This is a genomic window from Streptomyces sp. ISL-98 (genome assembly GCF_018614055.1).
In the GTDB taxonomy this organism is placed as follows: Bacteria; Actinomycetota; Actinomycetes; order Streptomycetales; family Streptomycetaceae; genus Streptomyces; species Streptomyces spiramyceticus.
Map to the genome: position 1 here is coordinate 131,920 of NZ_JAGGPB010000014.1, position 14,415 is coordinate 146,334.

The window sequence follows — 14,415 nt, forward strand, 5'->3', positions numbered from 1 at the left end:
TCCCGGAAGACGCCCGGAAACATCACCGGGACGTGATCTTTCCCTCTACCGCTCGCCTGAGACTGCGTGCTACGCTCGCCGCAAGTTGCAGTTTGGTTTCCCTTGCAGTACAGAGCCTGCGGAGCATGTGACCCCGCAGGCTTTTGTAGTTTTCAGACTTCTTAGCAGGTTCTGGAGCAGGGCAACCCTTTGGCCCAAGGAGGGCTTATGGCTACCGGAACCGTCAAGTGGTTCAACGCTGAAAAGGGCTTCGGCTTCATCGCCCAGGACGGCGGCGGCCCGGATGTCTTCGTCCACTACTCCGCGATCAATGCGTCTGGTTTCCGCTCGCTTGAGGAGAACCAGGTCGTGACCTTCGACGTCACGCAGGGCCCGAAGGGCCCGCAGGCGGAGAACGTCGTCCCGTCCTAGTTGCCCGGGACGACCGATCGCGGTCGAAGTAGCAGTACCCAAGGAGCCCCGTTCCGCAAGGAACGGGGCTCCTGCCTTTCCGGCGTACGCCTTAGGGCATGTACAGCGCCTCGATCTCGGCGGCGTACCGCTCGACGACCGCCTTCCGGCGCACCTTGAGCGTCGGCGTCAGCACCCCGCTGTCCACGGTGAAGTCCTCGTCGAGCACCGCGAAGGCGCGTATCCGAGCGGGCCGCGACACCTGTGCGTTCGCCGCGTCGACCGCCTCCTGGACGAGGCCGCGCACCGCCTCGTGATCACCGGCGTCGTGGCCCTCGCGGGCCGCCCATCCCGCGACTTCCTCGGCGTCGACGGTGATCAGCGCGACGGGATACGGGCGGTGGTCACCCACCATCACCGCGTGCGAGACGAAGCGTGACTGCTGTATCGCCAGTTCCACCTGCGACGGCGTGAGGTTCTTGCCGGAGGACGTGATGATCAGGTCCTTCTTGCGGCCGGTGATCGTGAGGTAGCCGTCGTCGTCCAGCGCGCCGAGGTCCCCGGTGTGCAGCCAGCCGTCCGGATCGACCGTCTCGCGCGTCGCGGGCTCGTTCGCGTAATAGCCGGGGAAGACCATCGGGCCGCGCGCCAGCACCTCGCCGTCGTCCCCGATCCGCACCTCGCATCCCGCGACGGGGCGCCCGACCGTCCCGTACCGGACCGCGCCCGGGTGGTTGAGCGAGATGACGCCGCCGGACTCGGTCATTCCGTAGCCCTCGAAGACCTCGATGCCGCAGGCCCGCAGGAAGTCCATGGTCTGCGGGGCGATCGGGGCCGCGCCGGTGAGGGCCCAGCGCAGCTCGCCGCCGAAGGCCGCCCTGACCAGGCCGTACAACCGCTGGTCGACTTCCTCGTACGCGCCCCGCAACTCGTCCGGCAGCTCGCCGTCCGCCGCCAGGACCCCGATCCGTACCGCCTCCTCGAACCGCTCGCGGCCCCCCTCCTGCGACTCGGCGAGCGACAGCACCACGGAGTGGATCTTCTCGAACAGCCGGGGAACGGACGGCAGGTGCGTCGGCCGCACCTCGGCCAGCTCGCTCAGCACATCCTCGATGCGCCCGCCGAAATAGCAGAGCTCACCGCCGTACATCAGGGTCGTGAACTCGATCAGCTGGGCGAGGAGATGGGCGAGCGGAAGATAGAGATACGTGCGGCCCCCCGGCCCGCCCCGGATCAGACCTGCATTGACTTCGAGCACGGCCCCGAGGTTGCCGTGGGTGAGCCGGCAGCCCTTGGGCGGGCCCGTGGTCCCCGACGTGTAGACGATCGACGACAGGTCGCCGTCCGCGACGGCCGCGGCCCGCCGCAGGAACTCCTCCACCGGAGCGGCAGGCCCCGGCAGCGCCCGCAGTCCGTCCATCAGCAGCACGTGCCGCAGGGCCGGCAGCTTGCCGCGCACGCCCTCCACGCGCGCTGCCCGGTCGGCGTTCTCGCAGATGACGACCGTGGCGCCGGAGTCCCCGAGCATCCAGGCGAGCTCGTCGTCGCCCGCCGTCGGATAGACGGGCACGACGACGGCACCCACGGCGAGGATCGCGAAGTGCGCGTACGTCCACTCGATGCGGGTCTCGGACAGAACCGCCACGCGGTCCCCCGCCCGGACACCCGTACCGGCACCGATCAGCCCGCACCCGATCTCTCTGACCACGTCCCGCAATTGGGCGTAGGAAACGGCCGGCGCCCCCTTCGCGCGCAGTGCCGGATGGTCCCCGTACCGCTCCGCCGCCCACTCGGTGAACACCGCGAGCGTCTCTGGCCGTCGTCGAGTCATACGACCGACGGTAGGTACGACCGGGCTGCGCGCGGGATGACGGGAAACGTCACCACCGCTGACCTTGCCGCTCATCCCCGCTACCGTCGTTGACCATGGCGAAGCGGACGATCACCGTGCACCATGTGCGGGCCGTGCTGCGCGGCGCAGAGCGCCGTGGCATCGACACCGTGCCGCTGCTCCAGGCGGGCCACATCCCGCCGCTGCTGCTGGGCGACGACCGCGCACGCGTCACGGCCGCCCAGTTCGCGGGCCTTTTCCGGGCGCTGTACCGCGCCACGCAGGACGAGTTCCTGGGCCTGGGCTCGGCGCCGAGCAGGCCGGGCACCTTCGCGATGATGTGCTACGCCGCTCTGGGCTGCCGCGACCTGGGTGCGGCGATCGAACGCGGCACCACGTTCTACGGCCTGTTCCCCGGCGGCCCGGACCTGGCGCTGGAGCGCGAACCGGGCGGCGCGGAGGCGGTGTTCACCGTCCGCAACGACCTGGACCGCGACGAGGACCGTTTCCTGGCCGAGTGCCTGGTCATCATCTGGCACCGTCTGTGCAGCTGGCTGATCGGCCGCCGTATCCCCCTGCGGTGGGCCGACTTCGACTATCCGCCGCCCCCGCACAAGGACGAGTACAGCACCCTGTTCGGCTGCCCCGTCCGCTTCGGCACCGACCGTACGGGTGCGGGTTTCGACGCGCACTGGCTCACGGCCCCGCTGGTACGGGACGAGGCGGCGCTCGAAGCGATGCTGGGCGGCGCCCCCTTCGAGCTGCTGAGCCGCCGCGAGTACGGCACGACAGTCGCCGAACAGGTCCGCCACGCCCTGGCCCAGTCCCTGCGCAACTCCCCCCGCCTCCCCTCGCTGGGCGAAACCGCCGGCCGCCTGGCAGTCAGCCCGGCGACCCTGCGCCGCCGCCTTCAAGAGGAGGCCACGTCGTTCCAGCAGCTCAAGGACGCGGTCCGCCGGGACGCGGCGATAGCGGGCCTGGCGGAAGGCCGCGAACCGATCGCGGAGCTGGCGGCCAGGCTCGGCTTCTCGGAGGACACGTCCTTCCACCGCGCGTTCCGCCGCTGGACGGGGACGACCCCGGGGGCGTACCGGATCGGCGGGGTCGGTCCGCCTGCGGAGCCGTGACCGGCCACTGCGGGCTGTGCCCGCCCGCCCTGCGGGTGCAGTCTGCCCGCGTTACGCTCGCTAAGAGGCGCAGGCGGCGTGGGCCGCAGTCGTCGAGGAGGTGGGCGATGGTCGGCAACACCATCGACTTCACCGAAGAGCGGGCTCCGTGCGGCCGGATCGTAGACGGTCTGCGCTATCAGGAGGACGACACCGCGGGGCTCGTCATCGACGAGGTGACGTACGCGTGCGGGTGCCGTCGGGTCCGTCACGAATTCCATGACGGCAGCGTGCGCATCAGGACCGTCCGCCACGACGGCACGGTCGTGCACGACGAGCACAGCGGCGAGCACGAGGGCTGACCCCGGCACGCACGGCGTGCACATCAAGGGCGCGCACATCAAGGTGGTGACATGACCGCTTCCTATGACGTCCTGGTGGTCGGCGGCGGAGGCGCCGGGCTGCGCGCAGCCATCGCCGTCGCCGAAACCGATCCACGGCTCAGTGTGGCGGTCATTTCCAAGGTCTACCCGATGCGCAGCCACACGGTCTCCGCCGAAGGCGGGGCCGCCGCTGTCGCCGGTGCGGACGACACCCTCGACGAACACGCCCACGACACCGTGTCCGGCGGGGACTGGCTGTGCGATCAGGACGCCGTCGAGGCCTTCGTACGCGAGGCACCACTCGAACTGCGGCGGCTGGAGCACTGGGGCTGCCCGTGGAGCCGCCAGGTGGACGGGCACATCGCGGTACGGGCCTTCGGCGGCATGAAGAAGATGCGCACCTGGTTCGCCGCCGACAAGACCGGCTTCCACCTCCTGCACACCCTGTTCCAGACCGCGCTGTCGTACCGGGACATCGTGCGGTACGACGAGTGGTTCGTCAGCACCCTGCTCGTCGACGACGGCAAGGTGCGCGGCGTGGTGGCGACCGAGCTGGCCACCGGCAGGGTCGAGACCATCACCGCCAACGCCGTCATCATGTCCACCGGGGGATGCGGCCGGGTCTATCCGTTCACCACCAACGCCAACATCAAGACCGGCGACGGCATGGCGCTGGCCTACCGGGCCGGCGCACCGCTGAAAGACATGGAGTTCGTCCAGTACCACCCCACCGGTCTGCCCTTCACCGGAATCCTCATCACGGAGGCCGCGCGCGCCGAGGGCGGCAGGCTGCTCAACAAGGACGGCTACCGGTATCTGCAGGACTACGACCTGGGCAAACCGGAACCGGGGCCGGTGCTGCGCAGTATGGAACTGGGGCCGCGCGACCGGTTGTCGCAGGCGTTCGTGCACGAGCTCGACAAGGGGAGAACCACCCCCACGCCGCACGGGCCGATCGTCCACCTGGACCTGCGCCATCTCGGCGCGGAACTCATCGACACCAAGCTGCCCTTCGTACGGGAGCTGTGCCTGAAGTACCAGAACATCGACCCGGTCCGGGAGTTGATCCCGGTGCGGCCAGTGGTCCACTACATGATGGGTGGCATCCACACCGATATCGACGGCGCGGCCGGTCTCGACGGCCTGTACGCCGCCGGAGAGGTGGCCTGCGTCAGCATCAACGGCGCCAACCGGCTGGGCTCCAACTCGCTCCCGGAACTGCTGGTCTTCGGTGCCCGCGCCGGGCGGGCGGCCGCCGAGGACGCCGCCGCGTCGGCGGGTTCCGGCCCAAGCGCCGCGACCCTCGCACAGGCGCGCGACGAGCACCGCCGGCTGGAGCGCCTCGTCGCGCACCACGCCGAGGGCAAGGGCCGGGAGCGCGTCGCGGACATCCGTACCGCGATGCAGGACACGATGGAGCGCGGCGCCGGGATCTACCGGGACGCGGGCTCCCTGGCCACGGCGGCCGGGGCGCTGCTGGAACTGCGGGAGCGGTTCGGCGGGGCAGCCGTCGACGATCACAGCCGTACGTTCAACACCGACGTGATCGCCCTGCTGGAGCTGTCGTTCATGCTGGACGTGGCCGGGACCATCGTGCACAGCGCGATGCTGCGCGAGGAGTCGCGGGGCGCGCACCAGCGCACCGACTTCCCCGCGCGGGACGACCAGCGGTACCTGGCCCATTCGCTGGTCCACCGTGAACCCGACGGCACCGCACGGGTGGAGTACTGCCCGGTGACCATCGGCCGCTGGGCACCCGGGGAACGCGTGTACGGGAGGCAGGAGCCATGACGGACACTGACCGGACGGACCGGACCGACCGGATAACCCTGCAGGTCGCCCGCTACCGGCCGGAGCAGGAGAGCGAACCGACCTGGCAGTCCTACGAGGTCCCGCTGCGCAAGGAGTGGACGGTCCTCGACGGGCTCAATCACATCAAGGACCACCTGGACGGCACGCTCTCCTACCGCTGGTCCTGCCGCATGGGCATCTGCGGCAGCTGCGGCATGACCGTCAACGGCGAGCCCCAGCTGACCTGCTCGGCCTTCCTGACCGACTCCGCGCCCGGGCCGGTACGGGTCGAGCCACTCGCCAACTTCCCCGTCGTCCGCGATCTCGTCGTAGAGATCGGCGACTTCATGAACAAGCTGACCGAGGTCAAACCCTGGATCATCCGCGGCGAGCACGAGGAAAAGCCGCTCGACGAGGGCGAGTATCTGCAGACCCCGGACGAGATGGACGAGTACAAGCAGTACAGCATGTGCATCAACTGCATGCTCTGCTACGCGGCCTGCCCGGTGTACGCGCTCGACCCCGGCTTCGTGGGACCTGCGGCCATCGCTCTCGCCCAGCGCTACAACCTGGATTCGCGTGACGAGGGAGCCGCAGACCGGCGCGATGTGCTGAACTCCGCGGAGGGCGTCTGGTCCTGCACCCTGGTCGGCGAATGCACCACGGCCTGCCCCAAAGGCGTCGACCCGGCCGGCGCCATCCAGCGCTACAAGCTGACGGCGGCCACGCAGTCGCTCAAAGACCTTCTGTGGCCGAGGGGTGCGCGATGAACCGGCCCGCTCGGACCACTCTCTACCGCAAGCCGGTCCCCATCTTCTGGTGGCTCCACCGCCGCGCTTACCTCGTCTTTGTCCTGCGGGAGCTCAGCAGCGTCTTCATCGCCTGGTTCGTGGTGTTCCTGCTGCTCATGGCGAGCGCGGTCGCCGACGGCGGCGACGCGTACGAGCGCTTCCAGGACTGGAGCGCCAATGGGTGGGTGACCGCGCTGAACACGGTCGCCCTGCTCTTCGTCCTGCTGCACACCGTGACCTGGTTCGGCCTGGCGCCGCGGGCCATGGTCGTGCGGCTGCGCGGCCGACACGTCCGGCCGAGGACCATCGTGGGGCTGCACTACGTGCTGTGGGCGCTGCTGACGGCGGCCGTGACATGGCTGGTCCTGAGCGGGTGAGGAGGTAGCGCGATGGCCAGGAAATCACCGGAACCGCTGCTGTGGCTGCTGTTCAGCGCAGGCGGGATGGCTGCGGCGCTGCTGGTCCCCGTCCTGCTGTTCCTGTTCGGCATCGCCTTCCCGCTGGGCTGGATTCCGTTCCCCGACCATGCGCACCTCATGTCGGTGCTGCGGCACCCCGTCACCAAGATCGTGCTGTTCGGGCTGTGCGTGCTGTGTCTCTTCCACTGGGCTCACCGCTTCCGCTACACGCTGTACGACGGCCTGCAGCTCAAACGGCTGAGCAGGCTGATCAACGTGTTCTGCTACGGAGGCGCGGTACTGGGATCGGTCGCGGCGGGGTGGGTCCTGTTCGGCGTCTGACATCCCTCACCCCGTCCCGGGGCGTTGACCGCTGCGTTCCCTCTCCCGCGCCCGGCGTTGATACCCCGGGTCAGCAAAGCTGAGCTTCCCGGTCAGCCCCATACCTACCGGTCAGTCACTACGGTCTCGGCAACGACCCCAGCCCCCCATTGGCACGTTGGGAGAGCCGTATGAGCCGCATGCACCACCGACGGAACAGACTGACCGCCACCCTCACCGCCCTGGCCGCCCTCGCCTTCACCACAGCCGCCACCCCACCGGCGACCGCCACCACCACCAGCACCGCCACCACCCCAGGCGACATCGTCAGCTCCGCGCCCACCTCCTTCCACCCTCTCCCCGGCCAGCCCACCAACACCAAGTCCTGGCAGATCACTTACCGCTCCACCACCGCCAAGGGCGCCCCCAACGTCGTATCCGGCACCGTCATCGTGCCGAACGACGGCCGGACCGGGCCGCGTCCGCTCGTCACGTACGCCGTCGGGACCGTCGGGCTCGGGGACCAGTGCGCGCCGAGCGCCGGCTTCCCCAAGGGCACCACCATCGAGGCCAGCCTGATCAACCAGGCCGTACAGCGCGGCTGGGCCGTCGCCGTCACCGACTACGAGGGCCTCGGCACCCCCGGCGACCACACCTACACCGTCGGCCGCGCCGAGGGCCAGGCCGTCCTCGACGCGGCCCGCGCCGCGATCCGCCACCCGGAGGCCGGGCTCAGCAAGGATTCGCCGGTCGGCATCATGGGCTACTCGCAGGGCGGTCAGGCCTCCAGCTGGGCCGCCGAACTGCACGACTCGTACGCCCCCGACCTCAAGGTCAAGGGGACGGCGACCGGCGGCGTACCGGCCGACCTGATGAAGGTCGCGGACTTCAACGACGGCAACATCGGGGCCGGTCTGATCCTGATGGCGGCCACCGGTCAGGACGCGGCCTTCCCCGAGCTGGAGCTCGACACGTACCTCAATGACAAGGGGCGCGGTTACGTCGACTTCATGAAGAAGAACTGCGTCGCCATCGACACCGTCGCGGGCCTCTTCCAGCGCATCTCCGACGTCACCGTGAAGAACCCGCTCAACGAGCCCGACTGGCAGCAGCGCCTGGGCGAGTCGAAGCTCGGCACCCACACCCCTGACCACCCCGTGTACCTCTACCACGGCGGCATCGACGAGCTGATCCCGTACGCGGTCGGCAAGCAGCTGCGCGCGGACTGGTGCGACAGGGGCGCGAAGGTCCAGTGGCGCTCGCATCCGCTGCTCGGCCACATCGGGGGCGTAACGGTGGGCGCGTTCCCGGCAATGGACTGGCTGAACGACCGCTTCGCCGGAAAACCTACCCAGGGCAACTGCTGACCCGTCACCAGCGACAGGAGCGAGGGGCCCCGCATCACGGGCGTCCTTCGCTCCTGAAGCAGTCAGGGACGGGGAATGTGCAGCGGTACGCCGCGAGACGGCGCCCAGCGCTGCCCCCGCATGAGGTTCTCAAGGCCCGCCCAGGCGAAGTTCATCAGCGTCGCGGCCGTCTCCTTCGCGGAGACGCCCGGCGTAGCGTTCCCCCACCCTGCCAGCGACTCCGCGGCGCCCACCAACGCGTGGGCGAGCCCGGCCACTTCCCGGTCGGCGAGGTCGGGGTCGCAGGACACCTCGCGGGCCGCGGAGCCGATCAGGTACGTCACGAAGGTGACGATCTCATCGCGCATCGCCGAGACCTCGGCGGCGAACGGCTCTCCGTGCGTACGTGCCTGGTTGTGCAGCACCGACCAGGCGTCCGGGTTCTCGGCAGCATGCGTGAAGAACGCCCGTAGCCCGTCCCACAGTTGGCGGTCGGCGGGCAGCCCCGGCTCGACACCGGCCCGTACCGCCTCGACGAGCGCGCGCGCCTCGCGCCGGATGCAGGCCGTGAACAGCTCTTCCTTGGAGTTCAGGTAGAGGTAGACGAGCGGCTTCGACACCCCGGCCAGCTCGGCTATCTCGTCCATCGACGCGGCCCGGTAACCCCGTTGCCCGAAGGTCTGCACGGCAGCGTCCATCATCTGCTGCTCGCGCACGGCACGCGGCATCCGCTTGCCCTTCACAGCACCCACGTCCCCGGTCCTTCCGCCCCGCCGCGCGGCATACGCGGCTTACTCCCCGCTCAAGCCTACGTGCGCGCACCGCGGGAAAGCCGAAGTGCCCCCGGACGCAAGGCGTCCGGGGGCACTCGGTGGGGCACTTCGGTAGGGCACTCGGTCGTGCGAGGCAGTTACGCCGCGACCGGCACGGAGGCCGTCTTCTCGTCCACCGGGGAAGCCGACGCCGAGTTGTACGCGTCGTGGTCGAGGATCTTCTCGCGGGCCGCGACGATGACGGGGACCAGCGCCTGTCCCGCGACGTTCGTGGCTGTACGCATCATGTCCAGGATCGGGTCGATCGCCATCAGCAGACCCACGCCCTCCAGCGGGAGGCCGAGCGTCGACAGGGTGAGGGTCAGCATGACCGTCGCGCCCGTCAGACCGGCGGTCGCCGCCGAGCCGATGACCGATACGAAGGCGATCAGCAGGTAGTCCTGGATGCCGAGCTGTACGTCGAAGATCTGCGCGATGAAGATCGCGGCGAGCGCCGGGTATATCGCGGCGCAGCCGTCCATCTTGGTCGTCGCACCGAACGGCACGGCGAAGGACGCGTACTCCTTCGGCACACCGAGGCGCTCGGTGACCCGCTGGGTGACCGGCATGGTGCCGACCGAGGAGCGGGAGACGAAGGCCAGCTGGATGGCGGGCCAGGCGCCCTTGAAGAACTGGACGGGGTTGACCTTGGCGACGGTCGCGAGCAGCAGCGGGTAGACGCCGAACATCACCAGGGCGCAGCCGATGTAGACGTCGGCGGTGAACGTCGCGTACTTGCTGATCAGGTTCCAGCCGTAGTCGGCGATGGCGAAGCCGATGAGGCCGACCGTGCCGATGGGCGCGAGGCGGATGACCCACCACAGGGCCTTCTGGAGCAGCTCCAGGACGGAGTTGCTGAGCTTGAGGATCGGCTCGGCCTTCTCGCCGAGCTGGAGCGCGGCGATACCGGCGACGGCGGCCATGAAGACGATCTGCAGCACGTTCAGTTCGGTGAACGGCGTGATGACGTCGGTCGGCACGATGCCGGTCAGGAAGTCGATCCAGGAGCCGGAGCCCTCGGGCTTCTCGCCGTCCTTCGGCGTCAGGCCCGTACCGGCACCCGGGTTGGTGAGCAGGCCGATCGCGATGCCGATGGCGACCGCGACCAGCGACGTGATCATGAACCAGAGGAGCGTCCGGGAGGCCAGCCGGGCGGCGTTGTTGACCTTGCGCAGGTTGGTGATCGACACCAGGATCGCGAAGAAGACGAGCGGCGCGACGGCCAGCTTCAGCAGCTGGACGAAGATGCCGCCGACCTGCTCCAGCGTCGTCTTGAGCCAGCTGATGTCCTGGCTGCGGGCGAGCCAGCCGAGCAGGACACCCAGCACCAGACCGGTGATGATCTGGGCCCAGAAGGGGAACTTCTCAGATATCCGGAAGCGAGTGTTCTGCTTCGCGGGCGTGGTCGCGGAGTTCGCGGACACGGACACACTCCGTTGATGACGTACGCGGGCGTACGAGGGCGTACGGGGATTCGGGACGGGGGTGCGGCGGCCGTGAGCTGCACGTCGAGCTGTGGCCTCGCCGCTGCGTGATGTCGCTTCTGAATGTCAGATGTGGCGGCGACAGGCCGCGGACATGCAGCGGCAGAGATCGACATGCAGGCGCGCCACGAGCGGAACGCTCATGGGTTTGCGGTGCGCGGCTGCTGTCTTCATGCCGAGCACGTTAACACTTGAACTTTGAGAACATCAAAGCTTTCCTTGGGTACGAAACACCCCGGAAACGCCAACACCCCAGCCACGGACGGGTGTCCGGAACCGGGGTGCCGCTGAGTGTGCGTGAGTGTGTGACGTACCTTACGGAGCCCTACTGCGTAAGGCCGTCCTCCTGCTTGCGGTTCGATTCGAACCGGGCCTTCGCGTGGTCCACGCGCTCGACGATCCGCTCGGACATCGCGTCACGCTGCTTGCGCAGCAGCACGAAACTCAGCGGCGCGGAGACGACGATGGCGAGCATCAGGACCCACAGCAGGTTGGAGTTGCCGAGGCCGGCGGGCAGGATCCCGAAGCGGACCAGGCCCCAGATGACGAAGAAGCAGCCGACGAAGACGGCCAGGCGCATCGCGGTGTAGCGAATCGTTGCGTGCTTGCTGCTCACGGGGCTCTCGGGGCTCACAGGGGGGACCTTCTTCTCAACGGCAACCGAAAGGGTCACCACCAGTCAAGCACAGGGCTCTCGGCCCAGGGGAATCAGCCCAGCGGAAGCAGCATCACTATGTCGTCGCGGTCGTCGCCGGGCCCGACACGGATCGCACCGGGCACACGGCCGACCTCCTTGTAGCCGCAGGAGGCGTAGAAACGGTCGGCTCCGGTGCCGCCGCGGCAGGTCAGCCGGACCGCCTCGATGCCCTCGAAGCCGCGTACGGCCGCCTCCGTCGCGGCCATCAGGTCCTGGCCGTATCCCTTGCCCTGGTGCCGGGGGTGGACCATCACCGTGTAGAGCCACACCCAGTGCTTCATCAGCCGGTGCGTGTTGTGGGCGATGAAGGTCGTCGCGGCGACGGCGCCCTCCTCGTCGTACCCGACGAGCAGCCGCGTACGGCCCTCGCTGATGGCGGCGAGGTGGCCGACCCACTCGGGCCGGATGTCGTCGATGGTCACGGGCGGTACGAATCCGACGGCGCCGCCCGCGTTGGACACGTCCGTCCACAGGGTGAGGACGCCGTCGCGCAGGGCCGGGTCGATCCGGGGATCGAGTTCGAAGGTCAGCGGCATGCGTTCGACGATAAACGGCTCAGCTCAGCGCCTGCGCGACTATCCGCAGGTCGGACACCAGGCCCTCGTAGACCGCGTCGCGGTCGTCGGCGCGCAGCACCGCGGAGGGGTGGATGGTGGCGACCAGGCTCTCGCCGCCCCTCGAAGGGGAGCAGCATCCCGCGCTGCTTGGTGACCCGGAACGAGGGGCCGAGCAGCGCCTTCCCGGCGGTCGCGCCCAGCGCGACGACGACCTCGGGGTCGACCGTCCGCAGTTCGGCGGCGAGCCACGGTTTACAGGCCGTCAGCTCGCGCAGGTTGGGCGCCTTGTGGATGCGGCGCTTGCCGCGTTCGGGGACGATCTCGAACTTGAAGTGCTTGACGGCGTTCGTGATGTACGTCTCGTCCGGGTCGATCCCGGCCTCGTCCAGCGCTCTGGCCAGTACCTTTCCGGCCGGGCCGACCAACGGCTCCCCCTGCCGGTCCTCCTGGTCGCCCGGCTGCTCGCCGACGAGCAGGACCCGGGCGTGGTCGTTTCCGGCGCCGAAGACGGTCTGGGTGGCATCGCGGTGCAGCGGGCACCCGCGGCAGCCGGCGGCCGCCTTGCGCAGTGCGGGGAGACCGCCGCGGCCGGGAAGGAAGGGCTCTGCGGTGTACGCGGCCTCGGGTGCGGCACCCGGGGCGACGGACTCGGCGCGGTCTCCGGCACGGCCGGCATCTCCGGTACGGCGGACCATGCGGCCCGGGTACCCCCGGGGCCGCACGGCAAACGCGTACGCGTCACAGCCCTGCAGCGACAGACGCGAAGGGCGTCAGAGCCTCATCGCCTGCGGCGACTCGCGGCGGTCCGCGTCCGGACCCGGGTACTCGCGGATGATCTCGTACCGGGTGTTCCGCTCGACCGGGCGGAAGCCCGCGTCCCGGATCAGCTCCAGCAGATCGTCACGGCCGAGCTTGTTCGGCGTGCCGTAGTTGTCCGCATCGTGCGTGATCTTGTACTCGACGACCGAGCCGTCCATGTCGTCGGCGCCGTGCTGCAGCGCGAGCTGCGACGTCTGTACGCCGTGCATCACCCAGAAGACCTTCACGTGCGGGACGTTGTCGAAGAGCAGCCGCGAGACCGCGAAGGTCTTGAGGACGTCCACGCCGCTCGCCATCGTCGTCCGCGCCTGGAGGCGGTTGCGGACCTTGCCGTCCTTCATGTCCTCGAAGTCGTGCTGGTAGCGCAGCGGGATGAAAACCTGGAATCCGCCGGTCTCGTCCTGGAGTTCACGCAGCCGGAGCACGTGGTCCACGCGGTGGCGCGGCTCCTCGATGTGTCCGTACAGCATCGTGCACGGGGTCTTCAGACCCTTCTCGTGCGCGAGGCGGTGGATGCGCGACCAGTCCTCCCAGTGGGTGCGGTGATCGACGATGTGCTGGCGGACCTCCCAGTCGAAGATCTCCGCGCCGCCACCGGTCAGCGACTCCAGACCGGCCTCGATCAGCTCGTCGAGGATCTCGGAGGCGGACAGCCCCGAGATGGTCTCGAAGTGGTGGATCTCGGTGGCGGTGAATGCCTTGAGGGAGACGTTCGGCAGGGCCTTCTTGAGCTCGCTCAGGGAGCGCGGGTAGTAGCGCCAGGGCAGGTTGGGGTGCAGGCCGTTGACGATGTGCAGCTCGGTGAGGTTCTCGCCCTCCATCGTCTTGGCCAGCCGGACGGCCTCCTCGATGCGCATCGTGTACGCGTCCTTCTCGCCCGGCTTGCGCTGGAACGAGCAGTACGCGCACGACGCGGTGCACACGTTCGTCATGTTGAGGTGCCGGTTGACGTTGAAGTGGACGACGTCACCGTTCTTGCGCGTGCGCACCTCGTGGGCGAGGCCGCCCAGCCAGGCGAGGTCGTCGGACTCGTAGAGGGCGATGCCGTCCTCGCGGGTCAGCCGCTCCCCGCCCCGGACCTTCTGCTCCAGCTCGCGCTTCAGCCCCGCGTCCATGTACGGCCGCCTCCCATATGTCTACGTAAAACAGGCTCCGCCCACGGTACGCCTAGGCTTCCTCGGGCAATTCTCCGACCCGGTTCTCCCACTTCGTGGAGAGCACGATCGTCGTACGGGTGCGCGACACACCCCGCGTTCCCGACAGCCGGCGGATCGTCCTCTCCAGGCCGTCCACGTCGCCCGCCCTGACCTTGAGCATGTACGAGTCGTCACCCGCGATGAACCAGCAGTCCTCGATCTCCGCGAGGTCGCGCAGCCTGCGTGCCACGTCCTCGTGGTCGGCCGCGTCCGAGAGCGAGATGCCGATCAGTGCGGTGACGCCGAGGCCGAGCGACTTGGCGTCGACCGTCGCGCGGTAACCGGTGATGACTCCGGCCGCCTCCAGACGGTTGATGCGGTCGGTGACGCTGGGCCCCGAGAGCCCGACGAGCCGGCCGAGCTCGGCGTAGGAGGCCCTGCCGTTCTCCCTGAGGGCCTGGATGAGCTGCCTGTCCACGGCGTCCATATGCCTGAAGCCTTCCATTGTTCAGCAGTAGCGCAAGTCTATATACAGAATCTAAGGTACGGAGGG

15 protein-coding genes and 1 pseudogene are annotated in these 14,415 nt (G+C 69.0%); 8 read left to right on the forward strand and 8 right to left on the reverse strand.

What is annotated here, in order from left to right; translation table 11 throughout:
* Positions 1 to 207: 207 nt before the first annotated feature.
* Entirely contained in the window at positions 208 to 411 is a 204-nt protein-coding gene (locus J7I98_RS11250; protein ID WP_214920491.1) for a cold-shock protein, read from the forward strand.
* Between the two features lie 91 nt (positions 412 to 502).
* On the opposite strand, the gene J7I98_RS11255 is transcribed toward J7I98_RS11250, so the two are convergent.
* Positions 503 to 2,221: a long-chain fatty acid--CoA ligase gene (locus J7I98_RS11255; protein ID WP_214920492.1), complete on the reverse strand. Its 1,719-nt coding sequence runs from the start codon at positions 2,219 to 2,221 to the stop codon at positions 503 to 505.
* A gap of 95 nt (positions 2,222 to 2,316) precedes the next feature.
* Between J7I98_RS11255 and J7I98_RS11260 the strand changes: the two genes are divergently transcribed.
* From J7I98_RS11260 to J7I98_RS11290, 7 genes are all read left to right on the forward strand, one after another.
* The gene (locus tag J7I98_RS11260; RefSeq protein ID WP_214920493.1) at positions 2,317 to 3,348 is read left to right on the forward strand and encodes an AraC family transcriptional regulator; all 1,032 of its coding nucleotides are present in this window, start codon (positions 2,317 to 2,319) and stop codon (positions 3,346 to 3,348) included.
* A gap of 107 nt (positions 3,349 to 3,455) precedes the next feature.
* A complete protein-coding gene (locus J7I98_RS11265) occupies positions 3,456 to 3,689 on the forward strand; it encodes a hypothetical protein (RefSeq protein WP_214920494.1) in 234 nt (77 codons plus the stop codon).
* A 51-nt stretch (positions 3,690 to 3,740) separates the two neighbouring features.
* Positions 3,741 to 5,501, forward strand: coding sequence for a fumarate reductase (quinol) flavoprotein subunit (gene frdA, locus J7I98_RS11270; RefSeq protein ID WP_214920495.1), 1,761 nt, complete (start codon positions 3,741 to 3,743; stop codon positions 5,499 to 5,501).
* Positions 5,498 to 6,271 (forward strand): succinate dehydrogenase/fumarate reductase iron-sulfur subunit, encoded by a 774-nt coding sequence (locus J7I98_RS11275; RefSeq protein ID WP_214920496.1) that lies wholly within the window; start codon positions 5,498 to 5,500, stop codon positions 6,269 to 6,271. The genes frdA and J7I98_RS11275 overlap by 4 nt, the downstream gene beginning before the upstream one ends.
* Complete coding sequence (locus J7I98_RS11280; RefSeq protein ID WP_214920497.1) at positions 6,268 to 6,669, forward strand: hypothetical protein; 402 nt, start codon at positions 6,268 to 6,270, stop codon at positions 6,667 to 6,669. Before J7I98_RS11275 ends, J7I98_RS11280 begins: the two co-directional genes overlap by 4 nt.
* 12 nt (positions 6,670 to 6,681) lie before the next feature.
* Positions 6,682 to 7,032 carry a fumarate reductase subunit FrdD gene (gene frdD / locus J7I98_RS11285; RefSeq protein WP_214920498.1) on the forward strand — a complete coding sequence of 117 codons (351 nt, stop codon included), beginning with the start codon at positions 6,682 to 6,684 and terminating at the stop codon, positions 7,030 to 7,032.
* Positions 7,033 to 7,211: 179 nt separating this feature from the next.
* On the forward strand, positions 7,212 to 8,378 hold the full coding sequence (locus tag J7I98_RS11290; protein WP_214920560.1) for a lipase family protein: 1,167 nt from the start codon (positions 7,212 to 7,214) through the stop codon (positions 8,376 to 8,378).
* 62 nt (positions 8,379 to 8,440) lie between these two features.
* Here J7I98_RS11290 and J7I98_RS11295 read toward each other — a convergent pair whose 3' ends face one another.
* The 7 genes and pseudogenes from J7I98_RS11295 to J7I98_RS11325 all read right to left on the reverse strand — a co-directional run bounded on the left by J7I98_RS11295 (position 8,441) and on the right by J7I98_RS11325 (position 14,349).
* The gene (locus J7I98_RS11295; protein WP_214920499.1) at positions 8,441 to 9,109 is read right to left on the reverse strand and encodes a TetR/AcrR family transcriptional regulator; all 669 of its coding nucleotides are present in this window, start codon (positions 9,107 to 9,109) and stop codon (positions 8,441 to 8,443) included.
* Positions 9,110 to 9,267: 158 nt separating this feature from the next.
* Positions 9,268 to 10,593, reverse strand: coding sequence for a dicarboxylate/amino acid:cation symporter (locus tag J7I98_RS11300; protein ID WP_214920500.1), 1,326 nt, complete (start codon positions 10,591 to 10,593; stop codon positions 9,268 to 9,270).
* Between the two features lie 385 nt (positions 10,594 to 10,978).
* A complete protein-coding gene (locus J7I98_RS11305; RefSeq protein WP_214920561.1) occupies positions 10,979 to 11,233 on the reverse strand; it encodes a DUF4229 domain-containing protein in 255 nt (84 codons plus the stop codon).
* Between the two features lie 128 nt (positions 11,234 to 11,361).
* Positions 11,362 to 11,886, reverse strand: coding sequence for a GNAT family N-acetyltransferase (locus J7I98_RS11310; protein ID WP_214920501.1), 525 nt, complete (start codon positions 11,884 to 11,886; stop codon positions 11,362 to 11,364).
* Between the two features lie 19 nt (positions 11,887 to 11,905).
* A pseudogene (locus J7I98_RS11315) lies at positions 11,906 to 12,602 on the reverse strand (UdgX family uracil-DNA binding protein).
* A gap of 75 nt (positions 12,603 to 12,677) precedes the next feature.
* On the reverse strand, positions 12,678 to 13,841 hold the full coding sequence (gene mqnE / locus J7I98_RS11320) for an aminofutalosine synthase MqnE (protein ID WP_214920502.1): 1,164 nt from the start codon (positions 13,839 to 13,841) through the stop codon (positions 12,678 to 12,680).
* A 52-nt stretch (positions 13,842 to 13,893) separates the two neighbouring features.
* Positions 13,894 to 14,349: an Lrp/AsnC family transcriptional regulator gene (locus tag J7I98_RS11325; protein WP_214920503.1), complete on the reverse strand. Its 456-nt coding sequence runs from the start codon at positions 14,347 to 14,349 to the stop codon at positions 13,894 to 13,896.
* Positions 14,350 to 14,415 lie beyond the last annotated feature (66 nt).